The sequence below is a fragment of the Brevibacterium sp. K11IcPPYGO002 genome (assembly GCF_050920635.1).
Lineage (GTDB): Bacteria > Actinomycetota > Actinomycetes > Actinomycetales > Brevibacteriaceae > Brevibacterium.
The window spans coordinates 1,255,929-1,280,560 of sequence record NZ_CP131929.1 but is presented as its reverse complement, the minus strand read 5'-3'; the positions used below and the strand labels follow the sequence as shown (position 1 = coordinate 1,280,560).

Genomic DNA, 24,632 nt, shown 5'->3' with positions numbered 1-24,632 from the left:
GACGCGAGCTGCACTCCCCCGAGATCGGAGCCTGAGCGCAGCTCGCGTTTGTGGTCAGTGCGCCGAGGAGATGCCGCAGAATTCGCAGATCCACCTCGGCGAATCGGACCACAAACGGAGACTCCGCAAACACGACCGCATACCCCATTAACACGCTGACTGCCTGACTGTGACGGACTGTGTCCCCATCTGACCGAACCATACGTTCCTTGACCCGCACGTGACGGGCTGTGACGCCGATCATCGGCTCGGCCCCCGCGCATCCGCCGCCGCTGTGAAGATGGCGGCATGTCCACCACACTCATCACGCCGCGGATCTCCGCCTCGGCACCGGCTTCTGCGATCGAACCGCACCCGGAGGCTCGGCACCGTCTGCGCCGAGCGCTGTCCTTCGAGGTCATCCCACCCAGGTCCGAAAAGCAGGCCGCACGGCTGCCCGAACTGCTGCGATTCCTCGACTCGCTGAGCCCCGATTACCTTGCCGTGACCTCCTCAGCAAATAGCGGCTGGCTGCAGGGCACTGCGGACTTCATCGCCGACATCACCGCCACCACCTCCCTTCGACCCTTGGCGCATCTTGCCTGCACGGCCGGCACCGAGGCGCAGCTGCTGCCCTGGATCGACCACCTCCTCGGCGTCGGGGTGCGAGGATTTCTCGCCATCCGCGGGGACTTCCCCGCCGGAGAATCGAGCCTGCCGCCCGGGCACCTGCCCCACGCCGATGCCCTTGTGCAGCTGCTGCGCACCGTCGAGACCGACAACGTCGCCCGGCTGGCCGCCGGACGCCTCGGCATCGGCGTCGCCGCCTATCCTTCCGGGCACCCCGAGTCCACAGGGCCGGAAGAAGACCTCGACGTGCTGGCCGCCAAACAGCGCAACGGTGCCGACTTCGCGATCACGCAGCTCTTCTTCGACCCGCACGCCTACGCCAGGCTGCGCCGTCGCGCCGAGCATGCCGGCATCACCATTCCGATCATCCCCGGCATCCTGCCGATCACCGACATCAAACGACTGCACACGATGGGACGCCTCTCCGGACTCCCCGTCCCCGACCACCTCATCGCCCGCTTCGATCACGCCGGAGATGCCGCCGCCGCTCGACGCATCGGGCTCGAGATCACCGCCGAACACACGGCCGCGATCCTCGACCAGGGGGCCGACGGCCTCCACTTCTACACCTTCAACGACCAGAACACGACCGAAGACCTGCTCACCGCACTCGAACAGAAAGGAATCTCAGTGAGCTCCTTCCCACCCCAACCCCCGCCTCGGCGCTGGCCGCCATCAACCGATCTTGAATCAACGACAGCGAAGGAGAACCACGCATGACCGCCCCATTCCCGACCGCCACGATCACCGGCTATCCGCGCATCGGTCCCCGACGCGAGCAGAAGAAGGCCCTCGAATCGTATTGGGCCGGACGCATCGACGCCGCTGAGTACGCCCAGGCCTTGCACACTCTGCGCATCGACACCTACCACCGACTGCGCGAGCTCGGGCTCACCGAGGACTATGCGATCCCCGTGTCCTACAGTCACTACGACCACCTCCTCGACACTGCGCTGAGCGTCGGCCTCATCCCCTCCGAGACCACGGGCACCGACTTCGACCTCGACGAATACTTCGCCCTCGCCCGCGGCACCGCGCAGCGTTCCCCGCTCGAGATGACGAAGTGGTTCGACACCAACTACCACTACCTCGTGCCCGAACTCGAGGACTCGACGAACTTCAAGGCCCACCCGCAGCACCTGCTCTCCCTCGTCTCAGAGGCCCGGGCAGCCGGCCACCTCGTCCGCCCCGTCCTGGTCGGACCGGTCACCCTGCTGACCCTGGCGAAGACCGCACCCGGTACCACTGCCTCGCCGCTGGATCGGCTCGAAGAGCTCACCGCGGTCTACCTCGACGTCATCTCCATCCTCGCCGCCGCCGGCGTCGACTGGGTCCAGCTCGACGAACCGGCGCTCGTCACCGACGACCCCGGGTTCACCGATGAGCAGCTCGCCGAGGCGGCCGGGCGCGCCTATGCCACCCTGTCCGGGGCGGGCACCCACCCGAAGATCTTCGTCACCGCACCCTACGGATCACTGAGGTCCGGGCTCTCGACGCTGGCGACCTCGGGCGTCGACGCCCTCGGCGTCGATATCTCCGCCGCCACCCGCGCCCACGCCCCCACCTACCTCGACCGTGTGGCCGCCGAGGTGCCCGAGCCGACCCACCTCGTCGCCGGCATCGTCGACGGACGCACTGTGTGGGCCGCTGACCTGCGAGAGAGCCTCGATGCGCTCACTGGTCTGGGACGAAAGTCGCTGAGCGTGTCCACGTCGACTTCCCTGCTCCACGTCCCCTACACAGTGGCCAACGAATCCGCGCTCCCGGTCGACGTCGCCTCGTGGCTGTCCTTCGCCGAGGAGAAGGTCACCGAGGTCGAAGCCCTGGCCACGGCCCTGTCCTCCGGACCCGAGGCGCGCGCCGCGGCGTTCAACCGCTCCGACCGTGCCCGTCGCACCCGGGCCGAATCCTCCCGAGTGCACAACGCCGAGGTGGCCGCCCGCACCGCAGCCGTGGCCGGTGACAGCGGCTTCCGCACCGACTATGCGACGAGACGACGGGCTCAGTCGGTCCTCGAGGTCCCGTCCCTGCCGACGACGACGATCGGGTCGTTCCCGCAGACGGCCGAGGTTCGTCGGGCTCGTGCCGATCACCGAGCGTCTCGGATCGACGATGCCGCCTACGAGCAGGCGATGAAGGCGGAGATCGATCGGGTGGTGACCCTGCAGGAGGACCTCGGACTCGACATCATCGTCCACGGCGAACCCGAACGCAATGACATGGTCCAGTACTTCGCGGAGAACCTCGACGGCTTCGCGACCACGGACAACGGTTGGGTCCAGTCCTACGGTTCACGCTGCACCCGGCCGCCGATCCTCTTCGGCGACGTCTCTCGCCCGGCGCCGATCACCGTCGAGTGGTCGAGCTACGCCGCGACGCGGACCCAGAGGCTGGTCAAGGGCATGCTCACCGGTCCGGTGACGATCCTCGCGTGGTCGTTCGTCCGCGATGACGTCCCACTGGCCGAATCGGCCGATCAGATCGCACTGGCGCTCTCGGACGAGGTCGCCGACCTCGAGGCGGCCGACATCGGCATCATCCAGGTCGATGAGCCGGCCCTGCGAGAGCTTCTGCCGCTGCGGGAGGCCGACCGTCAGGCCTATCTCGACTGGTCGGTGCGTTCCTTCCGGCTCGTCACTTCTCGCGTCGCTCCTGGCACGCAGATCCACACCCATCTGTGCTATTCGGAGTTCGGTGAGATCATCGAGGCGATCAACGCCCTCGACGCGGATGTCACGAGCATCGAAGCGGCTCGGTCACGAATGGAGGTGCTCGACGACATCGCCGACTTCGACTTCGTGCGCGGGATCGGGCCTGGCGTCTACGACATCCATTCGCCGCGGGTGCCCTCGGTGCCCGAACTCACCGAGCTCATCGATGCGGCACTGGCGAAGGTTCCGGCTGAGCGGCTGTGGATCAATCCGGACTGCGGTCTCAAGACCCGCAGCTATTCCGAGGTCCGCGCCTCACTGGCCAATCTCGTCGCCGCCCGTGATGAGGTTCGTGCCAGGAAGGCACCCACGGTGGCGGTCTGATCCGGTCGGGCGGGAGGGCGTGCCTCGGTTCCGTGCCACAGGGCGCGCCGCCCGTCCGACGCCGGCTTCAGCCTCGGGGCAGCTCGAGGGGAATGTAGTACAGGCCCTTCGAGTCCTCTTCCGCACTGACCCGCAGCCGATCGTCGACGGCGATGTAGTCGTTGACCTTGATGGTCCCCTTCGTCTCGCTGAGCTTGCGTACGGCGAAGGCCGGGATGAGACCTTGACGACCCGAACCGTCGACGGCCAGGGCGTATTTGGGTCCGGTGGCACGCACCCGGACGTCGATGGCGCTTTCCTGTTCGCGCAGCGCCACCGGATCGAGTTCGTGTTCGGGGTCGGTCAGTGCGGTGAGCTCGACGGCCAGCGTGTCGGCCATGTCATCGACCGTGGCGAGCATGTTCGCCATGGCGCGAGCGAATTCGCCGTGCAGCTTGCTCGGCTTCATCGCCGCACCCGGTTTGTACATGTCTTCATGGGTCAGTTCGCTCCAGGCGTCCTGGAGGCGGGTCTTGACCTGAATTTCGGCGAACACCGGCTGCCCCTGGTCCGAGGGGATGCGGAGGATGACGTGGCAGGCTCGGTAGCCGCTGGCCTTCGGAGGGTCCGTATAGTCCCGCGACTCGATGAGTTCGAAGGAGCCGAGTTGGTCGGGGTCGCGCAGGGCCGCGAACATCATCTTCTGGTCGCGTGGGGATTTGCACAGAACCTTGATGCCGACGATGTCGCGGATCTGATCCTCGACCTCGTCGGTGTCACGGATGTCGAGCTGCGGATCCTCATCGAACTTCTCTGTCAGCTTGGCCAGGGTCCGCGCGGCGTCCTTGATCCGATGCCCGTCGACGTCGAGGCGTGAGATGTCCTTGTCCTTGAGCAGGCCCTTCTGCTGTTCGGTCAGCCAATGCTTGATCCGCACAGCCGCCGTCTGCCAGGCGTCGAGGCGTTCGACGTAGGCTCGTTCGACGATCGTTCTCAGCCGCGAATCGTCGCTCACGGTGCCTCCCTGCCGGTTGACGGCCCGCAGACTGGTGCGCAGCGGACGTCTCCGACTCTACGCGCCGGAACCATCCCACACCGGCAGCGACTCGTCACCCCGTTGCACCGGGTGGAATCGGTACGAACGGTGACCGATGTCGTTCGGAGTGTAGGCGTGCCGCGACCGGTGAGGGATACTTGAGCCCTGGGAGACGACACAATCGTGCGTGGTGCGCGATCGGCGCGAAATGCTCCGAACCTTCAGCTGCCGGCGGACGGCTGGCCGACGGATTCGGCAGTGACGTGGCCGCGCGCCTCGGCGAGCATCGCCTCACGGGTGGCGAGTTTGATCCGCTCACGTCCCACGGTCTCACCGGCCGCCTTCTCGGCGGCCTCGACGCGGTGGTAGCCCTCCCAATCGGCGAATTCGACGCCCTTGGATTCGAGAAGGTCGACGATGGCCGATTCGTCCGGGTACACGGGATCGGTGAGCACACCTGCGGCACGGTCGTCGAGGATGTGGCCGATGGTCTCGAGCGCATCGCCCTTGGTGTGGCCGATGAGCCCGACGGGTCCGCGCTTGATCCATCCGGTGGTGTACACGCCCTGAACGACATCGGCTTCGGCGGCCGTGGTCTGATCATCGGAGTCGACGACGCGCCCCTCATGGTTCGGGATCACGCGATTGCGATCGTCGAAGGGCAGCTGTGGCAGCTTTGTGCCCGCATATCCGACGGCACGGTAGACGGCGTCGATCTCCCAGTCGTGGAAGCTGCCGGTGCCGGTGGCACGGCCGGAGCCGTCGAGTTCCATGCGTTCGGTGCGCAGCCCCGTCACCGTGTCCTCGCCGAGGATAGCGACCGGTGCGTGCAGGAAGTGCAGGTGGAGACGCCGCTTCGCTCCGGTGGGTTCACGCATGGTGAAGTCCGTGAGCGTCTTGGCGACCTGCTTGGTCTGGTTGCTCGACTCGATCGCCTGCATCGACCCTTCGTCGAACTCGAAGTCCTCCGGGTAGACGATGAGGTCGACGTCCTTGACGGCGCCGAGTTCACGCAGCTCCAGCGGGGTGAATTTCGCCTGGGCCGGTCCGCGACGGCCGAAGATGTGGACATCGGTGACCTGCGAGGACTTCAGCCCCTCGTACACGTGATCGGGGATCTCTGTGGTGTGCATATCGTCGGCCTGCTTCGCGAGCACGCGGGCGACGTCGAGGGCGACGTTGCCGTTGCCGATGACGGCGACGCGCTGCGCATCCAGCGGCCAGGACTGCGGGACGTCGGGGTGCGAGTCGTACCAGTTGACGAAGTCCGCGGCACCGTAGGATCCGGGCAGATCGATGCCGGGCAGATCGAGTGCGGCGTCGACGAAGCAGCCGGTGGAGAAGACCACCGCGTCATAGCGGTCGGTGAGCTCTTCGAGGTGGAGGTCGACTCCGTATTCGACATTGGAGAACAGGCGGATATCGCCTCGGTCGAGGACCTTGATCAGGGCGTTGATGATGCCCTTGATCCGCGGGTGGTCGGGAGCGACTCCGTAGCGGACGAGTCCGAAGGGAGTCGGCAGGCGATCGAAGAGATCGATGCTCAGATCGAAGTCGCGCTCTGCCTTTGTCATGAGGTCGGCCGCGTAGATCCCAGCAGGACCGGCGCCGACGATGGCCACCCGGAAGGGACGAGTCATTCTCACACCTCTCTTTTCAGTCCCATCGAGTCTATCGTCAATGTAGGTCATCCTTACAATGACGTGACCAAACTCGCATTGTCGCCGGCAGAGCAGCAGACAGCGGGCATCCACACGCCGCAGTCTCACCGGCAGTCCCACCGTCTCCCCCGCAGCCTGTCCTCACTAGACTGAAGCCCGTGAGCCAGAACCCTGCCCCCGATGAGAGCGCAAGACGCCGTGCCGGACTGATCAACGGATTCTCCGCCTACCTGCTGTGGGGTGTGATGCCGCTGCTCTTCGCGGCCGCGGCACCCACCGGCGCACTTGAGCTCGTCTCCCACCGAGTCATCTGGTCGCTGGTCTTCTGCGCGATCCTCCTCATCTTCACCGGCGGTTTCCTGCGCACCTGGCGGATTCTGCGCTCACCGCGTCTCTTCGGCGTTCTGCTGCTGGCCTCGGTGCTCATCGCCATCAACTGGACGACGTTCATCTTCGGGGTCGAAACCAACCAACTCGTCGAGATCTCGCTCGGCTACTACCTCAACCCGCTCATCTCCATCGGCCTGGGCGTGATCTTCCTCGGCGAGAAGCTGCGGCCCCTGCAGTGGACTGCGGTGGGCTTCGGTCTGCTCGCGGTCATCATCGTCGGCATCGGCCTCGGCCGCGTCCCGTACCTCGCGTTCACCGTCGCCCTGTCCTTCGGCCTCTACGGACTGGTGAAGAACAAGGTCGGCAGCCGAGTCGGCGCGCTCGAAGGCATGGCCGTCGAAAGCCTCGTCCTCGCCGTGCCCTCGGCGATCTACCTCATCGTCCTCGGCTCGCTGGGGCTGCAGACGTTCAGCGGGTTCGGCGGTTGGCACGTCTTCGTCATCATCATCACCGGCCCGGCCACCGCGATCCCGCTCATCCTCTTCAGCGCCGCCGCCCGCCGCATCCCCCTGTCCTGGGTGGGCATGCTCCAATACCTCACCCCGACCATCCAATTCACCCTCGGCGTCACTGTGCTCGGAGAGATGATGTCGACGACTCGTTGGATCGGCTTCTTCGTCATCTGGATCGCCGTGATCCTGCTGTGCACGGACATGATCCGCCACAGCCGACGCCCCTCTATTACTACCTGACGGCGGCTGAGCAACCTCGCGCGAGGTTGCTCAGCCGCCGTCAGGTAGTAATTGGGGCGGGCCCCAGAATTACCCACACCGTCACCGAGGCGGTCCCACCGTGCCGTGATTCAGCTCAGGACTGCCAGCGCTCCTCCGGCCAGTACCGCGGCGACCGCGACGGCCGCGCCCATTGCTGCCGTCGTCTTCCACCCCATCGCCTTGCCGACCATGACCATCGACGGAATGCTCAGGGCCGGCAGCGCGATGAGCAGTGCACCCGTGACACCGACGCCGACGCCGAGTGGCACGAGGGTGAGGATGATCGGAATCTCTCCACCGGTGGGAATGACCAGCAGGGTCGCCACGACCGCCACGATCAGGACCGCGCCGGCACCCAACTGAGCTTCGAGCCCGAAGACCCCGGTCAGCCACGGTGCGATGAGTCCGATGACGAACACGAGCGCAAGGTGTTCGGGCACAAGGATGAGTGTGAACCTGGCCAAGGACCGCAGGTAGCGGGTGGGCAGCGACGACAGACGCGCCGAGGCGGCGTCGGGCTCGGGTGCCACCTCGGCGGGACCGCTCACCCACCGTCCGATGAGAGCAGCCGCACCGACGGCGATGAGGAGCGCGAAGACGATGCGCACGACCATGTACTGCCATGGCAGGACGAGGGCCAAGAAGATGAGGACTGCGGGGTTGAGCAGCGGATTGCCCACCCAATAGGCAAGAGCGGCCGACCGCCGGACGCCCGAATCCCGCAGACCTGCGGCGACCGGCGCCGCACAGCAGGTGCACATCATCGACGGCATCGACAAGACGGCACCGACGAGGGACTGACCGGTGTGGCTGCGACGATTGAGCAGCCTCAGCAGCCAGTCACGCGGCACCAGGGCATCGACGGCGGCCGCGACGAGCAGCGCCACGAGCAGGGCCTTCCACACGGCGGTGAAGTACACCAACGTGAACTCCCACGCACCGGACAGCGACACCGAGTCCCCGGCGGCGTCGAAGAGCGGCGAGCCCTCCCACAGCGAGGTCTGGCTCAGGGTGAGAGTCTTGTCCCAGTACGGCAGCCATTTCGACCAGCTCAGGCCGACGACGAGCAGCAATGCGAGCACGCCGAGTCCGACCCAGTCGGCGGCACTGAGTCTCTGCGGGGGCCGAACTGGTGCCGAAGCCGAGGTGTGCGTCATCGCGGTATGTCCTATGTGCCTGTGCCGAAACGGCCGAGAAACTGATCAGAAGCGGTCGGAAGAAGGTTTCAGGAGGTGCGGGCGACGACGGAGTCGGCGAAGGCGAACAGCGAGTCCTTGACACGTCCCTCCGGCAGCGGGGCCAGAGCCGACTTGGCCTCATCGGCCCAGCGCAATGCTTCTGCTCGGGCCTTCTCGGTCACTGGATGGGCCGCCAGCGCAGCACGAGCGGCTTCCAGAGCGTCATCGGAGGTCAGATCCGCATCGAGGAGGTCGACCACCTCGGCGGCGGCGGCATCACCCTCAGCGGCAGCGGCCCTCACGTAGAGCACGGGCAGGGTGGGCACGCGTTCGCGCAGATCCGTGCCCGGGGTCTTGCCCGACTCGGAGGATGTCGTGGTCAGGTCGATGATGTCATCGGCGAGCTGGAAGGCCACGCCGACGCGTTCGCCGAAGACCCGGACGGGCTCGGCCAGCGCCGCATCGGCTCCGGAGAACATGACGCCGAAGCGCGCCGAGGTCGCGATGAGCGATCCGGTCTTGTCGGCGAGCACCTGGATGTAGTGCTCGATCTCGTCGGCGTCCTCCGGCGGGCCGGCGAATTCGTTGAGCTGACCGAGGACGAGACGCTCAAATGTCTCGGCCTGGATGCGCACGGCTTCGGGGCCGAGGTTCGCGGTGACGCCGGAGGCCTTGGAGAAGAGCAGATCGCCGGTGAGGATCGCCACCGAATTGCCCCACACCTCATGGGCGGCCGGTGCTCCGCGGCGCACGGGCGCGTCGTCCATGACGTCGTCATGGTAGAGCGATGCGAGATGGATGAGTTCGACCGCGACGGCCGCGTCGATGATGTCGTCGTTGTTCGCATCGCCGAGGCGGGCGGTGAGCAGAACCAGGTTCGGACGGGCGCGTTTTCCGCCGGCGGCCAGCAGATGCTTCGATGTCTCGTCGGGCAGTCTCCGCGTCTGTTCGGTGACCTCGTAGAGACGGGCCTCCACGGTTTCCAACTGAGTCGAGATCTCTGCCGCGAGCTGGGCGTCGTCACCGGTGAAGGTGGCCGGAGAGGCTAGGTGGCTCATGTCCTCGTCATTCGTCGTAGTCGTTCTCGGCATGCCGTTGTCACAGCCCTTGCGCTCGGAGTTCCTCACTGTGGTCTCACCGTGGTCCGTGCGCTCAGACATTGCTGGTGGCCGGGACGATTCGGGTCAGGGCGGAGATCACCCTGTCGATGAGATCGGCCTCGGAGACCTTCGGGTCGCGGTAGAGGTTCGCCAACAATTTGACGACGAACTCCATCACAACGTCAACACCCATACCGTACTTGATTCCGAACTGCATGAGCGCAGGATGGCCGATGATCGAGGCGAAAACCCGGCCCAGGGTGAAGTATCCGCCCAGGGAGTCCCCCAGCAGCGACGGGTACTCCTCGAGACGACGACGCATCACGGCCTGCGGGTAACGGGAGTAGGTGGAGATCACCTCGGCGGCGATGCGTGCGGACTCCAGGGCGTAATCGATGCCTTCGCCATTGAACGGATTGACCATTCCGCCCGAGTCGCCGACGAGCAGCAGACCGCGGTGGAAGTGCGGTGTGCGGTTGAAGGCCATCGGCAGGGCCGCGGACTTGATCGGTCCCAGGGAAGTGGTTTCGTCGATGCCCCACTCGTGCCCCATGTCAGCGATCCACTGGTTCATCATTCCGCGCAGATCCACGGACTTGAACTGCGGTGAGGAGTCGAGCAGTCCGGCACCGATGTTCACGGTGCCGTCGCCGAGGGGGAAGATCCACCCGTATCCGGGCAGGGTCTCGGATTCCCCGGCCGCATTCGTCGACCGCATCTCCACCCAGGATTCGATGTAGTCATCGGCATGCCGCGGCGTCGTGTGATAGGCGCGGGCGGCGATTCCCATCGGGCGATCGTCGCGCTTCTCCAGTCCCATCGAGACGGCCAGCCGGGAGGAGACTCCGTCAGCGGCGATGACGATCGGTGCCCGGAAGTGGGCCTCGGGTCCGACACGGCGACCACGGTGGTCGGTGCCGGATGCGTGGACTCCGCGGATCCATCCGTCCTCGCCGACGTCCGGCGACATGGCGCGAACCTGTTCGAAGAGCCGTGCCCCGCTGCGCTGAGCGTGGCGGGCGAAGGCTTCGTCCATGCTCATGCGCGGGCGGGTCACCCCGTAGTTCGGTGTGCCGTCGATATCGGGCCAGTCGAGTTCGAGACGGTGGCCGCCCCCGATGAGTCGCAGGCCCTTGTTCCTGTGCCAGCCGTCGGACTCCGACAGCTCCATACCGAGGTAGCCGGCCTCTTTGACCGCACGCGGGGTCAGGGCATCGCCGCAGATCTTGTCGCGCGGGAACCCGGACTTCTCCAGGATGATGACCTCGTGCCCGGCCTGGGCGAGGTAGGCGCCGATCGCGGAGCCGGCCGGGCCGGCACCGACGACGACGACTTCGGCATCGAACTCATTCATCGTCAAAGCTGGGCCGACTCCGCGGTGTCGGCCGCCTCGGCGGGTTTGAGAGCGTGGTGGACGGCGACGATTCCGCCGGTGAGGTTGCGGTACTTCACCTGGTCGAAGCCGGCGTCGAGGATCTGGTGGGCGAAGGCGTCCTGGTTCGGCCACTCACGGATCGACTCGGCGAGGTAGACGTAGGCTTCCGGATTCGAGGACACGGCACGTGCCACGGCGGGCAGGGCCTTCATCAGGTATTCCTTGTACACGAGGCTGAAAGCGTCGAGTGTCGGAGTGGAGAATTCGCAGATGACGAGGCGTCCGCCGGGTTTGAGCACGCGCAGCATCTCGGTCAGAGCCTGATCGACGTCGTTGACGTTGCGGATGCCGAAGGAGATCGTGACGACGTCGAAGCTCGAATCGGCGAAGGGCAGGTCCATCGCATCGGCGTAGATGAAGTCGATCTGCGGGTGCCGGCGGCGGCCCTCGGTGAGCATACCGGTGGAGATGTCCCCGGCCACCACTTCGGCGCCGTGGTGGGTGAACGTCATCGAGGAGGTGCCGGTGCCGGCAGCCAGATCGAGCACGCGCTCACCGGGCCCGGCGGCCACGGAATGGGCGACGGTGCGCCTCCAGACGCGGGTGAGTCCGAAGGAGAGGACGTCGTTCGTGAGGTCGTATCGGGAGGCGACATCATCGAACATCGACGCGACGTCGGCGGGCTGTTTGTCCAGCTTGGCACGGTTCATGACCATATTCTCTCAACACCTCAACCGGGAGGGCGAATCCGGATCCCTGGCAGGGTTGATACTGAACTAGAATCGAGGCGACATGACTTTGACTTTCGGCACTTCCGACATCCTCTCCGCCCCTCCCCGTCTGCGCGTGCGGTCCCGTTTCGTCGACGACGTCGATCCCGGACCCGGCTTCCCCTTCGAGTCGGGTCTGCCCACCACCGTGGAGCAGACGCTCGAACTGCTGCCGACCGACGGCTTCTCCTGTTGGGTCCGAGACACCTCCGGTCTCATCGGCTTCGGCCGCACCCTGCGCATCCGTGCTCGCGGTCGGCAGCGATTCACCGAGCTCTCGGATGCGTGGAAGGCCATCACCGAGGCGGCCCAGATCGAGGACGAGGTCGATCTGCTCGGATCCGGGCTCATGTGCTTTGCCACGGTCGCATATTCGGGCGAATCTGCGGTCGATTCGATCATCCACGTCCCCGAGTTCGTTCTCGGCCGCCGCGGCGGCCGCGTGTGGCTGACCTCGATCTCGACGGCCGAGGAGCCGCCGCTGCCTCCGGTCCTGCAGGCCGAACCGCTGCAGCGCGTGCAGTCGGCCCGCGCCGAAGCCGGGCACCTCGGTCCCGAGAAGTGGGCTCGGCTCGTCGAGCAGGTCGCCGGCATGCTCACCCCGATCGACACCTCCGCAGAAGTGGATGCATTCTCGGAGGATCCGACTCTGCGTAAGATCGTCCTCGCCCGCGACGAGGTCGTCACCACCGATGAGGACATCGACGTGCGTGCGGTGCTCGGCGCACTCAACCGCAGCTACCCGAGCTGCTGGACTTTCGACATCGCCGGTCTCATCGGGTCGACCCCGGAACTGCTCATCGGGGTCGAGAACGGCAGAGTGACCTCACGTGTGCTGGCCGGGACCTACCGCGTGGAGAAGGACCCGATGGAGGAGATGCCTGCGGCCCGGAGGCTGCTGAGCGCGCACAAGGACAGCACCGAGCATGCCTTCGCCATCGCTTCGCTGCAGCGCAGTCTCGGTTCGGTCGCCGAGGATGTCACCGTCGATGAGCGCCCTCACCTGCTGCCCTTGGCCAATGTCATCCATTCGGCGTCGGACGCGCAGGCGAACCTTGCCACCGAGTCCGGGCTCACCGCCCTCGACGTCGCCGCAGCGGTCCACCCGACCGCGGCCGTCGGCGGGTACCCGCAGGCGAGCGCGGTGGCGCATGTCGATGAGCTCGAACCCCTCGACCGCGGCCGTTACTCCGGTCCCGTCGGGTGGATGGACGGGCGCGGAAACGGCCAGTTCGGCATCGCACTGCGCTGCGGTCAGCTCGAGGACCGCAATCGGATACGGCTGTATGCCGGGGCCGGAATCATGCCGGATTCGGATCCCGCCACCGAGGTGGCCGAGACGGATGCGAAGCTCAAGCCGATGCGTCGGGCGCTCGGTTTGGACTGAGGGTCCTCATAGTCATCGGAACTCCCCGACGCTGTCCCGCGCCCAATCGGCGAAGGTGAGCGCCGGGCGGCCCACGAGGCGGGCCATGTGCCCACACCGAAGGCCATCGACTCAGTAGTGGTAGCGGGCCTGAAGAATCACGAGGTCTTCGTCGACGACGAGATAGACCAGTCGGTGCTCATCGGTGATGCGCCGCGACCACGAGCCCTGGGCTCCGTACTTCAGCTGTTCGGGCTTGCCGATCCCCGAGAACTGTGCAGGCGGACACGGTCGTAGGCATCGAGCAGGCGGCGAGCGTTGGTCGATGAGCGGAACAGGTAGGCGGTCTCTTGCCATGCGGCGTACTCGGCGGCCGGCATCAGAACAGCATTGCCCTTGCGAGAGACGATCTCGACGGCAACACGGTCTTCATTCACTCGCTCTATGAGCGGGAACAGGGTCTTGCGCGCCTCGCTTGCGCTGACGGACATGATGAGAGCCTCCCCTTTCGAACGAGTGGTACATGTTTTTGGTACCACCAATCGCAATGATCGGTCACAGGAACTACCCAGCGATAATCCCGCATAAGGCTGCGCAGTCTCAGTCGAGTCGGACTTCGATGATGCGACGCGTCCCGGCGGTGGTCGCGCTGCGATCGTCGGCGGCGCCGAGGCCCTCGTCCATGGCATGGTCGAAGCTCACCAGGTCGCTGACTCGCATGTACTCCCATCCGTAGGCTGCGGCGAGATCGGCGAATCCGCGACCGTGGGGGACCGTGAAATAGCGCTCCAGGAAACCTTCGAGGTGGGGCTGAGAATGTTCGAGCCCGGAGAAGATCGCTCCCCCGTCGTCGTTGAGTACGACGATCGTCACGTCACCGGCAGCCTCGGCGCTCGGGGTGAGCAGTCCGCCGATGTCGTGGAGCATGGCGATATCACCGATGAGCAGGAAGACCGGCTCCCCCAGGCCCAAGGACAGACCTGTCGCTGTCGAGATCAGTCCGTCGATTCCGGCGAGCCCGCGTGAGGCGTGTATGCGGGCGCGGATGTCGGTGGCGTCGCTGAGGTAGCGCACCGAATTCGAGCTGGCCAGGAAGAGCGTGAGGTCCTGCACGGCCAGCCGCTCGGTGATCGTCCGTGCGGTCGACTGGAATTCCCTCGCCGAGGCGTCACCCGAGGTCCCGGTCCCAGTCGGCTCCGGGCGGGATTCCGCGGCCCGCTCTGCTCGTGCGGCTGCCACGAGGGACGTCCCGGCGTCGATCCAGGCGCGCACCCAAGCCGGCCCCGAGGCGGCAACCCCCTCTGCCTCGCCCGCTGCCGTCAGCCCACCGGGCCTCTCGTCGCGGGCGGTCAGATCGCACGCATCGATGGCGTCGGGAACGTGCTGCACAGTCACGGATTCGTCGGCCAACAGTGCCGCCACGGGCCTGGTCAGGGTCGGTTTTCCATGGACGATGACGGTGCGGATCGCCTCGCGCAGATCGGGATGATCGCTGAGCACACGGGCATGGGCAGGCACGATGGTCGACGGCTCGGCTGCTCCGGTGGCCGACAGGTCAGCAGCGGTGCGAGCCAGCGGGCTCGACGGTTCGGCAAGCACCGGAAGGTGTTGGTCGGCGGCGAGCGCATGCAGAGATTCGGCCGGATACCCGCCGGCGTCCCCGGCGACGAGGACGGTCCCGTCGGTGATGGTGACTCCGACGCGCGCACGAGGCTCAGACACGGTCGGCCTCACACGTCGCCCTGCGTCGTTGCCAGCCAGCGCGCCGATCTCGTCCGTCCACGCGTTCAGCTCCCCCGGGGTGGGAACCAAGGGGGTGTCGAACTGCACATTGAACTGGACGGGGCCGGCCGCCTCGGTGACGGTGCCTCTGTGTGATCCCAGTGCCGCGGCCACGGCGTCTGACACGGATCGGGCGACCGCCTCGGCGCTGTCCCCGGCGGGGACATCAAATCGGGCACGGACATCGGAGAGCACCTGTGACTGGTCGTCGATGGTCTGGTTGGCTCCGGTACGGCGCAGCCGAGCGGGACGGTCGGCGGTCAGCGCCAGCAGCGGCAGATGCCCGTACGAGGCTTCGAGGACGGCGGGATGGAGGTTGGCCACGGCCGATCCGGACGTCGTCACGACCGCCACGGCGGACTCGCTGCCGCGCGCACGCAGACCACGGGCCAGGCCGAGGGCGAGAAAGGCAGCATCGCGCTCATCGACGCGCACATGAGTCCGGACGAGCCCCGCCTCGTTCAGCGGTGCCACGGCATAGACCAAGGGCGCGGACCGTGAACCGGGGGCGAAGACGACATCACTGACACCGGCGTGAACCAGGCTTCGGGCAATCTGCTGCGCCACCGCGCTCGAATTCGACATCACCTGATATTCAACCACCTGACCACCTGTGGTTCACCTCTGCCCTCTAACCTCGAGAAATGCGCCGCTCGTTGATCTTCGCGATGGGGGCACGTGCCATCCGCACACTCACCGCGGCCCGCTCCCAGCGCGGACGCTATCCCGCCCGCGACCAGACCACCTCCTTCCTCGGACCCGAGCCCCGCGGGAAGGACGCCCGGACCTGGCATATCCGGGACAAACGGAAACTCTCGCCGAGGCTGCGCGAATTCTTCCTCTACTCCCCCGCACTCGGCCGCACCGTCGGGGTCCGTGTGCTGTTGCCGGGCATTCCCGCCGAGGTCAGCCCCGTCATCCACCTCTTCCACGGCGGCGGCGATGATTTCCGCTCATGGACGGATTTCGGATCCGCCGAGGAACTCACCCTCGACTCCCCGTACCTCGTCGTCATGCCCGACGGCGGGGCGGGAACGTATTCGCGCCTGGCCGTCGGCAGCGAGGTCCACGACTGGCCGCGCTTCCACACCGAGGAGATCCCGGCCTTCCTCAAAGCGAACTTCTCCGTCGACTGGGCGCCTGCCAGCCAGCTGCTGGCGGGACTGTCGATGGGCGGATACGGGGCGATGAAGTATGCGGCCTGGCATCCCGACAGGTACGGATCGGCCGCCGCGTTCTCCTCACCCCTGGATCCCCTGTCGACCGTCCCGGCCTTCGATATCATCGCGATGCGCGAAGGAGCCCGATCACTGAGCCTGTTCGGTGACCCCGGCACCGACCGCAGCGAATGGCTGGCGAATTCCCCGTATGCTCTGGCCGAGAACCTCCGCGGCCTCGACCTGTGGTTCAGTGCCGGCTCCGGCAGCCTCGAAGGGGCAAAGGATCGCGACCTGCTGGAGACGATGATCAGCTCGCAGGGCGAGCGCTTCTCCGCGCGACTCAACTCCCTCGGCATCCGGCATTCCTGGTTTCCGCGCACCAGCGGCCTGCACAACTGGACGAGCTGGGAACGCGAACTCGGCGCTTGGCTGAAGACCCTCGCCAAACGGCGCAACTATGCGAGTTCGGATCGCGGACGGACCGATCGCGTGGCCGATGGCGGACAGTTCACCTTCCTCACCGGACATGCCCTCTTCGACATCCACGGGTGGCGGGTGGAGATCTCCCGTCGTCGCGCGCAGGTCGTGCGCTTCGACGCCGTCAGCGCCGCCGGCTTCTCCCTGAGCGGAACCGGCAGCTTCCGTGTGCGCACTCCCGGGCTCTTCGATCCCGGATGCCGCTACGACATCAGCGTGTCCGGTCCCAGCGGGGACAACGCCTATCAGCAGAAGGCGGACAAGAAGGGGCGACTGACGTTCACCGGTCGGCTGGCCGCGGCCATGCACGATCCGATCATCCCCGGCAAGCGCACTGCGCACTTCGCCAGGCTGGGACAGGACGAGGTGACCACGGTCAGGATCGCCTCGGCGACGGTCGATGAGGCGGTCGATCGCAGGCGGTCCACAGCCGATGTTCCAGATCCGGCACAGACAGAATCCACGAACGATCCCGCTGGCGTCTATATTGAGAGCGGTCGCGAATCGTCGGCCGCCGATTCCTCAGAACGCTGACTCGAGAGGTCATCCATGAAACGCATACTCCCAGCCATCGCTCTTTTCGCCGGACTCTCCCTCGTCGGCTGCACGGGCGGAGGAGACAAACCGGATCAGGCTGACGGCGGCGACTCCTCGCAGGCGGCAGCCGAAGAGACCCCGCAGGCAAGCAAACTCGACGAAGCGAAGCTCAAGGAAATCCTCGAGTCGACCCAGGCCGACGGCCAGTCGTTCAAGGCCGTCGACGGTGCAGGCAATGCCTCCAGCGAGGCAACCAAGGCCCTGGAGAGCTCCGAGTTCGAACCGGCCAAGTGCAAAGACATCACCATGAACCTCCTCAACGCCAACCTCGCTGCCAAGGGCACCACCGTCGCTGGAACTTCCACCGACAACATCCTCTCCGCAGCCCTGTCGAGCTATGACGATGTGGACGGAGCACAGACCCAGATCGAGGGTGCCTCGACGATCGCAGAAGAATGCAGCGATGTGAAGATCAAGACCGCCGGCGTCGAGATGTCCATGAAGTACAAGACTTTCGACGCCGAGGTCGACGGGGCAGACGAGACCAATGGAATCGTCGCCTCCGTGGAGGCCGGCGGACAGACAGCCATGAACCTGCGTATGGTCTACGCCCTCGTCGGCAACAACGTCGTGGCCGTATCCAATATCGCCGATGTCGAAGAAGCGACCGTGACGAATGCCGCTGACGCTTTCGTCGAGTCCGTGAAGAAGGCCGGCTGACCCGGCTCAGCCAGAGCCAGTTCAGCCGCGCAGGGCGCTCCAGCAGTCCTGGAGCCGGTCGGCCCACCACTCGAATCGTCCCGGATCCACCGCCAGCTGGTGCAGGCGGTCTGGGTCCGGGACGATTCGCGTGACCGGGACGGCACCGTCGACCGGTGTCAGCGCTTCGTGTTCGGCGACGATATCGGCGGTGAAGAGACGGCCGGTGCCCAGTCCGCAGGCCACTCGTTCGCCGAGGATGTCCCGGCTGCGGTCGGTGTGCGGCAGTCTGGCGGCGAGTTCGGCACCGGCGGCCAGGCCGACAGAGGATTCGAGAGCCGAGGACACGACGGCCGGCAGGCCCGAAGCACTGATGACATCGAGGGCGGCGCCGATTCCGCCCAACGGCTGGACCTTGACGATGATGACCTCGGCTGCCCCGAGCTCTGCCACGCGCAGCGGATCCTCGGCCTTGCGGATGGATTCGTCGGCAGCGATGACGATCGGCAGTCCTCGCCGGGAGAGTTGCCCGCGCAGCTCGGCGAGCTGCTCGACCGCGGGCACCGGCTGCTCGAAGTATTGGAGATCGAATTCGGCGAACGCTTCGCAGGCCTCGAGAGCTTCGGTCGGTGAGTAACCGGCGTTCGCGTCCAGGCGCAGCGTCGTATCCGGGAAGAGCCTGCGGAACTCCCGCAGGCGCTCCAGATCCTCTGGGAGGGAGTCGATACCGTGTTCGGCGACCTTCGCCTTGACGGTGCCGACCCGGCCATAGCGAGACAGGATCGGTTCGACCTGATCCGGTGGGCAGGCGGGCAGGGTGCCGTTGACGGCGACGGTCTCACCGCTCGCCACCGCAACCGGAGCGCAACCGCGCCCCTGATCGGTGGAGGGCACCGCCTCGGCGAGGGCGGCGGGCTGCGGGATCAGCCCGGAGAACTCGAGGGAGGCGCGCAGCCACCGGCTGGCCTCCTCGGTGCCGTATTCGACGAACGGGGAGAACTCCGCCCACCCGGCAGGGCCCGAGAAGAGCGCCACCTCCCGCTCCGTGATCCCCCTGAACCGCGTGACCATCGGCAGCCGCACCACATGCAGGTCCTCGATGACCTCATCGAAGCGTCGGGGAAGATCGAGCGGTGCTGAGGAGAGGGAAACAGGTTTGGGTGCATAGGAATGCGAACGGTCAGAATCGGCCATGAGCCCAGACTAACTCTCACCGTCCCTGCCACGCCTGCCTGCCGCTGGGAACCGCACCATTCGCCACCCGGGCCCGGACCGTGGGCGAAGGTCCACGCGCTAGGCTGGGGACCATGACGGTTTCAGAAATCTTCGACCCTTCTGCCTGGCGTGAAGTCTCCGGCTTCGACTTCACCGATATCACCTACCACCGGGCCATCGATCCTGCCACCGGCAGCGACATCGGCTGTGTGCGCATCGCCTTCGACCGCCCCGAGGTCCGCAACGCCTTCCGTCCGCACACCGTCGACGAGCTCTACCGCGCCCTCGACCATGCCCGCCAGACCTCGGACGTCGGCGCCGTGCTGCTCACCGGCAACGGTCCGAGTGAGAAGGACGGCGGCTGGGCGTTCTGTTCCGGCGGTGACCAGCGCATCCGCGGTCGTTCCGGCTACCAGTACGCGTCAGGTGAGACCCGCGAGAGCGTCGATCCGGCCCGTGCCGGACGCCTCCACATCCTCGAAGTCCAGCGGCTCATCCGCACCATGCCGAAAGTCGTCATCGCCGTCGTCCCCGGCTGGGCCGCCGGCGGAGGGCACAGCCTCCACGTCGTGTGCGATATGACCATCGCCTCCCGCGAGCACGCGAAGTTCAAGCAGACCGATGCCGATGTCGGCTCCTATGATGCGGGCTACGGCTCCGCCTATCTGGCGAAGATGGTCGGGCAGAAGAAAGCCCGTGAGATCTTCTTCCTCGGCCGCACCTACTCCGCTCAGGAGATGGCAGATATGGGTGCCGTCAACGAAGTCGTCGACCACGCCGACCTCGAAGCCGCCGCCCTGCAGACGGCTCGCGAGATCCTCGGCAAGTCCCCGAACGCACAGCGCATGCTCAAGTTCGCCTTCAACCTCGTCGACGACGGACTCGTCGGCCAGCAGGTCTTCGCCGGTGAAGCCACCCGACTGGGCTATATGACCGACGAAGCCGTCGAAGGCCGCGATGCCTTCCTCGAGAAACGCGACCCCGACTGGTCGCCGTTCCCCTGGTACTACTGAACCGAGTCCGCGCATGACCGCACGCGAACTGCAGCCCGCCGAGCTGCCCGAGGCCATCGATCGGGCACTGACCGGGACGTCGATCCTCATCCTTCCGTCGGATCGCGACGGCGCCGTCACCGAGGCGGCTTTCCGCAATTGGGCAGGACCGGGCCCCGCTCCGGCGCTGATCCTCTTCACCTCCGGGTCGACGGGGAAGGCGAAAGCGGTGGCGTTGTCAGCAGACGCGCTCACAGCCTCGGCCCGGTCGACCGAACGGTTCCTCTCCGGACCCGGCGACTGGCACCTGTGCCTGCCGGTCAACCACATCGCCGGGTTCCAGGTCGAGCTGCGCGCCCGCTTGGCGGGCCGCGCCCCGGTCAGGGCCGCCTCGGCGAGGTTCACCGCCCAGTCCTTCGCCACCGAGGTCACCGCCTTGGTTGAGCGGGCGGGTGACCGACCGACGTACACCTCGATCGTGCCCACCCAACTCCACCGGATCCTCGAGGACGGCTCCGCCACCGAGGCGGCCGGACGGATCGCGCACATCCTCCTCGGCGGAGCGGCGATCTCACCGTCGCTGCTCGACCGGGCCGAAGCCGCGGGGCTGGCGATCGTGCGGACCTACGGGATGAGCGAGACGGCGGGCGGCTGCGTCTATGACGGGGTGCCCTTCGACGGGGTCGAGGTGACCATCACCGAGGCAGGGACGATCGACCTGACCGGACCCGTCGTCGCCGACGGCTACGTCGAGATCGGCGACGACGGGACCATCGGCCCGGTCGACTCCCCCGACCTCACCGTCGACGAAGCGGGACGGAGGATCATGCACACCAGTGATCTGGGACGGATCGACTCCGGCGTGCTCAGTGTGCTCGGTCGCGCCGATGACATCATCGTCTCCGGGGGCACGAACGTCTCCCCGCACGCCCTGGAGACCGGACTGCTGCCGAGCTGGCAGCAGGCGGGAATCGCGGAGATGCTCGTGACCTGGGTGCCCGATGAGGAATGGGGCAAACTCATCGTCGCACTCGTCCGGACTGCCGACGACGGTGGAGTCGAAGCGGAGAATCCGCGAGAATCGGCACAGCGACTCAACGCCCTCGACCATGGGATGACGGGGTATCTGCTGCCGCAGCTCGTCTTCCCGGTCGCGGAGATTCCGAACCGCTCGATCGGCAAACCCGATCGCCGGGCGGCGGCCCGGATCGCCGCGGATCTCATGGCGAACGATCCGAATACCCATACCGGTGAACAACCGGTAATATAAGACGGCTCCACAAACCGACAGGAAGGTGAGCGAGACCTATGGCTGATGCCGCCCAGTGGATTTCTGGAGCTCGACTGCGAACTCTGCCCCTGGCTCTCGCACCCGTCCTCATCGGAACCGGCGCCGCTATCGGTTCACTCGGCGGATTCACCGCCTTCATCCTCGACGACATCTCCGGCAACGACGAGCATGTCAGCCTCACGCAGATCCTGCTGCGCGGGTTTCTCGCCCTCCTCGTCTCTCTGTGCCTGCAGATCGGTTCGAACTACGCCAACGACTACTCCGACGGCATCCGCGGCACCGATGACGAACGTGTCGGACCCGTCCGTCTCACGGCGACCGGGCTGGCCGAACCCCATGCGGTCAAACGGGCGGCTTTCATCTTCTTCGGCCTGGCCGGGGTTGCAGGCATCGTGCTCATCCTTATCTCGCAGGCGTGGTGGTTCCTCATCGTCGGGGCCGCCGCCGTCGCCGCCGCCTGGTTCTACACCGGCGGCAGACGCCCCTATGGCTACATGGGCCTCGGTGAGGTGTTCGTCTTCGTGTTCTTCGGCCTTGTCGCCACCTTGGGCACGATGTGGATGCAGGTCGGTCACCTCAGCCTCAGCGGCTGGGCCGGTGCCGTTGCGATCGGATCACTGGCTTCGGCCGTGCTCATGGTCAACAACCTCCGCGACATTCCCACCGACATCGAGGCGGGCAAGATCACTCTGGCCGTGAAGATGGGCGACAATGCCGCGCGCATCGCCTACGCGGTGCTCGTGCTGCTGCCCTTCGCGCTGCTGGCGCTGGCGATCCTCGACGGACATCCCGCCGTCGCCTTGGCGATCCTCGCCCTCGTCCCAGCGCTGAGTCCGCTCAAGACGGTGCTCAGCGGCACGACGGGTCCAGGGCTGATTCCGCCGATCAAATCCACCGGACTGACCGGATTGGCCTTCTCCGCGCTGATGGGCCTCGGTTTGGCGCTCTGAGGCGCGAGGTTCAGTTGGACTGGCCGCCGTCTTCTCCGAGACGCTCTTCGACGATCTCGTCCTCTGCCGCCTCATCGGCGCCGACGCGCTTAGGCTTCGACGCGCGCTTGGCCACCTTCGCTTCGATCTCGGTCGCCGCCTTGGCGCGCATCTTGCCCAGCAGCAGATAGCTCAGCAGTGCCCCGATGATGATGGCGGCGATCGCCATGACCAGATTGAAGCCGAGGAACGGAAACAGGACGAGGCCGGCGGCGATGATGAGGCCGAAGCGTGCGAGTGTGTAGAGCCAGAAGGTGCGCATTGTCCTAATTTTAGCCTCCGATCGTGACAGTCTTGTCACCGCCCGCTGGAGGCCGCGCTCAGGTTGGTGGACTATCCTTGGTGCATGGCTCGATTACTCATTGCCGCGATCGTCCTGGCGGCAGCGGTGACACTGTACGGACTCTTCGATTGCCTGCTGCGCGATCGGGGTCTGATTCGAGTCCTGCCCAAACCTGCGTGGGCACTGATCATCCTCATCATTCCCGTCCTCGGATTCATCCTCTGGTACCTGTTCGGTCGCGGTTCGGAGGACAAGCCCACGCGCGGCACACGCCCTCGCGGTCAGGTCGCCCCCGATGACGATCCGGACTACCTGCGACAGGTGGACCGCGAACTCAAGCTCGGCAAGCACGCGCCTCCGGCGGAGGACGGCGATGAGACGAATCCCCCGCACGATGACTCCACCGAATCGGACGACGACAGCGGTCCCGCTGACTCCTCCGCCGACTCCGATGACCGGGGCACCAAAGGCGACGGCCGCGGCCGCTCCAACTGAGCACATCCTCGGCGCACTATCGCCTCAGCGGTGCGAGACCATCCTCGCGTGAAGACCCATCTGGTGTGCGAGACCATCCTCGCGTGAAGACGCCTCCGCGATAAGAGACCCCTCGCGGGCCAGCTGCTGTTGTGAACCAGGTGCGTTGCCATGCTGCGATTCGGCGAATAGTCATTGCTTTCTCTGAATTGCACACCGAAGAACGTGGTGATTTCAGAGCAGACTGAGCCGAAACTGTCGTCCGCCGCCTGATCACGGCATCGAACCAACACGCAAACGGCACGGTCTGAGATGGAGAGCCCAGTTTCAAACATGGGCTGTTCGCCCCTGACTGGGCTGTCAGCAGTTATGGCTCCCGAGTGCGGGCGGTGGTCCCGAGTGCGGCGGTGGCTCCCGATGCAGGACGTCAGAGCGGCCCTGAGAGCGACGCAGCGCCTCAGTCGAGGCCGGAGTATGAGTGCAGGCCGTTGAAGTACATGTTGACGACGGTGAAGTTGAAGATCACCGAGGCGATGCCGATGAGGTTGAGCACCGCCACCTTCGTCGGACCCCAACCGCGGGTCGCACGGGCGTGCAGGTACGCGGCGTAGATGACCCAGACGACGAACGTCCAGATCTCCTTCGAGTCCCAGCCCCAGTAGCGGCTCCAGGCCACCTCGGCCCAGATGGCACCGGCGATGAGGGTGAAGGTCCAGGTGATGAAGCCGACGGCCGCGATCGTGTACGAGGTGCGCTCCAGGTCGGTGCTCGAGGGCAGACGGTGCAGGAACCGCAGCCACTTCGGGTCCTTGGTCTCATGCACGCTCTTCAGGATCTGGAAGACCGCGAGGATCGCAGAGATGTAGAGCAGTGAGGTCGAGAGGATCGCGATCGGCACGTGGATGGCGATCCAGTACGAATCCAGCGCCGGGATGAGCTTCGCGGCAGGGGTGTAGAAGACGGTGATCGCCAGTCCCAGGCACAGCAGCACTCCCCCGGAGACGAACGTTCCCAGGTAGCGGACGTCCTTCTTCGTCAGCACGAGGAGGTAGACGATGACGGTGATCGCTGTGGCCGTCAGCACGTACTCCATCATGTTGCCCCACGGCACACGAGCCACCGACAGGGCACGGGTGAGCACGCCGCCGACATGGAGGAGCATGGCGAGCACGAGCAGCGAGGTGCCGATGCGGGCTCCGCGGTGCCGGTTCTTCCGGGACGACTCCACCGCGCCGGAGTCGTCGCCCGGCCGGTCGAGGACCGCAGTCGTCGCCGTCTTCCGATTCGTCCGCCGCACCGTGCTGGCCTTGGCCGAGGTGGTGATCTCGGATTCCGAGGTCTTGAGTTCGCGTTTGCCGAAGAGATCGAAGGCGTAGAAGATCATGGCGACGGCGTAGACGATCATCGCCGAGATGATCAGCTGGTTCGACCACATTGCGAGGTCAGTGTTGACGTCCATTCATCCTCCGCACCACAGGAGTGCTCTTCTATCGCATGCTGCTGCCAGACTGTCTGTCTGTC

Annotated in this window: 21 protein-coding genes and 1 pseudogene; 10 read left to right on the top strand and 12 right to left on the bottom strand. The window is 66.1% G+C overall.

All coding sequences use genetic code 11. The annotated features are described in order from the left end of the window. Positions 1–288: 288 nt before the first annotated feature. Both QYM46_RS05725 and metE read left to right on the top strand, forming a co-directional pair. Positions 289–1,329: a methylenetetrahydrofolate reductase gene (locus QYM46_RS05725; protein ID WP_211168072.1), complete on the top strand. Its 1,041-nt coding sequence runs from the start codon at positions 289–291 to the stop codon at positions 1,327–1,329. After that, on the top strand, positions 1,326–3,644 hold the full coding sequence (gene metE / locus QYM46_RS05720) for a 5-methyltetrahydropteroyltriglutamate--homocysteine S-methyltransferase (RefSeq protein ID WP_432791181.1): 2,319 nt from the start codon (positions 1,326–1,328) through the stop codon (positions 3,642–3,644). The genes QYM46_RS05725 and metE overlap by 4 nt, the downstream gene beginning before the upstream one ends. A gap of 67 nt (positions 3,645–3,711) precedes the next feature. Here the strand turns inward: metE and QYM46_RS05715 are convergent, their stop codons facing one another. Then, positions 3,712–4,638: a GTP pyrophosphokinase gene (locus QYM46_RS05715; protein WP_432791180.1), complete on the bottom strand. Its 927-nt coding sequence runs from the start codon at positions 4,636–4,638 to the stop codon at positions 3,712–3,714. A gap of 242 nt (positions 4,639–4,880) precedes the next feature. After that, positions 4,881–6,299 (bottom strand): FAD-dependent oxidoreductase, encoded by a 1,419-nt coding sequence (locus QYM46_RS05710; protein ID WP_432791179.1) that lies wholly within the window; start codon positions 6,297–6,299, stop codon positions 4,881–4,883. 179 nt (positions 6,300–6,478) lie between these two features. On the opposite strand from QYM46_RS05710, the gene rarD reads away from it, so the two are divergent. Further along, the gene (rarD, locus tag QYM46_RS05705; RefSeq protein WP_432791178.1) at positions 6,479–7,402 is read left to right on the top strand and encodes an EamA family transporter RarD; all 924 of its coding nucleotides are present in this window, start codon (positions 6,479–6,481) and stop codon (positions 7,400–7,402) included. 110 nt (positions 7,403–7,512) lie between these two features. On the opposite strand, the gene QYM46_RS05700 is transcribed toward rarD, so the two are convergent. The 4 genes from QYM46_RS05700 to QYM46_RS05685 all read right to left on the bottom strand — a co-directional run bounded on the left by QYM46_RS05700 (position 7,513) and on the right by QYM46_RS05685 (position 11,786). Continuing rightward, positions 7,513–8,580: a permease gene (locus QYM46_RS05700; RefSeq protein ID WP_169251686.1), complete on the bottom strand. Its 1,068-nt coding sequence runs from the start codon at positions 8,578–8,580 to the stop codon at positions 7,513–7,515. 68 nt (positions 8,581–8,648) lie between these two features. Then, positions 8,649–9,659, bottom strand: a complete 1,011-nt coding sequence (locus tag QYM46_RS05695; RefSeq protein WP_169251685.1) for a polyprenyl synthetase family protein — start codon at positions 9,657–9,659, stop codon at positions 8,649–8,651. Positions 9,660–9,753: 94 nt separating this feature from the next. Continuing rightward, on the bottom strand, positions 9,754–11,055 hold the full coding sequence (locus QYM46_RS05690; RefSeq protein WP_169251684.1) for a geranylgeranyl reductase family protein: 1,302 nt from the start codon (positions 11,053–11,055) through the stop codon (positions 9,754–9,756). 2 nt (positions 11,056–11,057) lie between these two features. Continuing rightward, a complete protein-coding gene (locus QYM46_RS05685) occupies positions 11,058–11,786 on the bottom strand; it encodes a demethylmenaquinone methyltransferase (RefSeq protein ID WP_432791177.1) in 729 nt (242 codons plus the stop codon). Between the two features lie 82 nt (positions 11,787–11,868). On the opposite strand from QYM46_RS05685, the gene QYM46_RS05680 reads away from it, so the two are divergent. Then, positions 11,869–13,233 (top strand): isochorismate synthase, encoded by a 1,365-nt coding sequence (locus QYM46_RS05680; protein WP_169251682.1) that lies wholly within the window; start codon positions 11,869–11,871, stop codon positions 13,231–13,233. Between the two features lie 111 nt (positions 13,234–13,344). Here the strand turns inward: QYM46_RS05680 and QYM46_RS05675 are convergent. The 3 genes and pseudogenes from QYM46_RS05675 to menD all read right to left on the bottom strand — a co-directional run. Further along, a pseudogene (locus QYM46_RS05675) lies at positions 13,345–13,485 on the bottom strand (Txe/YoeB family addiction module toxin); the annotation flags it as partial. Next, entirely contained in the window at positions 13,455–13,703 is a 249-nt protein-coding gene (locus QYM46_RS05670; protein WP_432791176.1) for a type II toxin-antitoxin system Phd/YefM family antitoxin, read from the bottom strand. The pseudogene QYM46_RS05675 and the gene QYM46_RS05670, both read right to left, overlap by 31 nt. A 109-nt stretch (positions 13,704–13,812) precedes the next feature. After that, entirely contained in the window at positions 13,813–15,579 is a 1,767-nt protein-coding gene (gene menD / locus QYM46_RS05665) for a 2-succinyl-5-enolpyruvyl-6-hydroxy-3-cyclohexene-1-carboxylic-acid synthase (RefSeq protein WP_432791175.1), read from the bottom strand. 59 nt (positions 15,580–15,638) lie between these two features. Between menD and QYM46_RS05660 the strand changes: the two genes are divergently transcribed. After that, positions 15,639–17,165, top strand: coding sequence for an alpha/beta hydrolase (locus tag QYM46_RS05660; protein WP_432791174.1), 1,527 nt, complete (start codon positions 15,639–15,641; stop codon positions 17,163–17,165). Positions 17,166–17,180: 15 nt separating this feature from the next. Continuing rightward, positions 17,181–17,888, top strand: coding sequence for a hypothetical protein (locus QYM46_RS05655; protein WP_432791173.1), 708 nt, complete (start codon positions 17,181–17,183; stop codon positions 17,886–17,888). Between the two features lie 21 nt (positions 17,889–17,909). Here the strand turns inward: QYM46_RS05655 and QYM46_RS05650 are convergent, their stop codons facing one another. After that, positions 17,910–19,061 carry an o-succinylbenzoate synthase gene (locus tag QYM46_RS05650; protein ID WP_432791172.1) on the bottom strand — a complete coding sequence of 384 codons (1,152 nt, stop codon included), beginning with the start codon at positions 19,059–19,061 and terminating at the stop codon, positions 17,910–17,912. 113 nt (positions 19,062–19,174) lie between these two features. Here QYM46_RS05650 and QYM46_RS05645 point away from each other — a divergent pair, with 113 nt between their 5' ends. Genes QYM46_RS05645 through QYM46_RS05635 form a run of 3 tightly spaced genes read left to right on the top strand, consistent with a single transcriptional unit; the run spans position 19,175 to position 22,315 of the window. Continuing rightward, positions 19,175–20,095 (top strand): 1,4-dihydroxy-2-naphthoyl-CoA synthase, encoded by a 921-nt coding sequence (locus QYM46_RS05645; RefSeq protein WP_432791171.1) that lies wholly within the window; start codon positions 19,175–19,177, stop codon positions 20,093–20,095. 13 nt (positions 20,096–20,108) lie between these two features. Next, positions 20,109–21,344, top strand: coding sequence for an AMP-binding protein (locus QYM46_RS05640; RefSeq protein ID WP_432791170.1), 1,236 nt, complete (start codon positions 20,109–20,111; stop codon positions 21,342–21,344). Positions 21,345–21,382: 38 nt separating this feature from the next. Further along, entirely contained in the window at positions 21,383–22,315 is a 933-nt protein-coding gene (locus QYM46_RS05635) for a 1,4-dihydroxy-2-naphthoate polyprenyltransferase (protein ID WP_169251675.1), read from the top strand. Between the two features lie 10 nt (positions 22,316–22,325). Here the strand turns inward: QYM46_RS05635 and QYM46_RS05630 are convergent, their stop codons facing one another. Further along, a complete protein-coding gene (locus tag QYM46_RS05630; RefSeq protein WP_169251674.1) occupies positions 22,326–22,616 on the bottom strand; it encodes a DUF4229 domain-containing protein in 291 nt (96 codons plus the stop codon). A gap of 84 nt (positions 22,617–22,700) precedes the next feature. Between QYM46_RS05630 and QYM46_RS05625 the strand changes: the two genes are divergently transcribed. After that, complete coding sequence (locus QYM46_RS05625; protein ID WP_169251673.1) at positions 22,701–23,132, top strand: PLD nuclease N-terminal domain-containing protein; 432 nt, start codon at positions 22,701–22,703, stop codon at positions 23,130–23,132. A 436-nt stretch (positions 23,133–23,568) separates the two neighbouring features. On the opposite strand, the gene ccsB is transcribed toward QYM46_RS05625, so the two are convergent. Further along, positions 23,569–24,570, bottom strand: coding sequence for a c-type cytochrome biogenesis protein CcsB (ccsB, locus tag QYM46_RS05620; protein WP_169251672.1), 1,002 nt, complete (start codon positions 24,568–24,570; stop codon positions 23,569–23,571). Positions 24,571–24,632 lie beyond the last annotated feature (62 nt).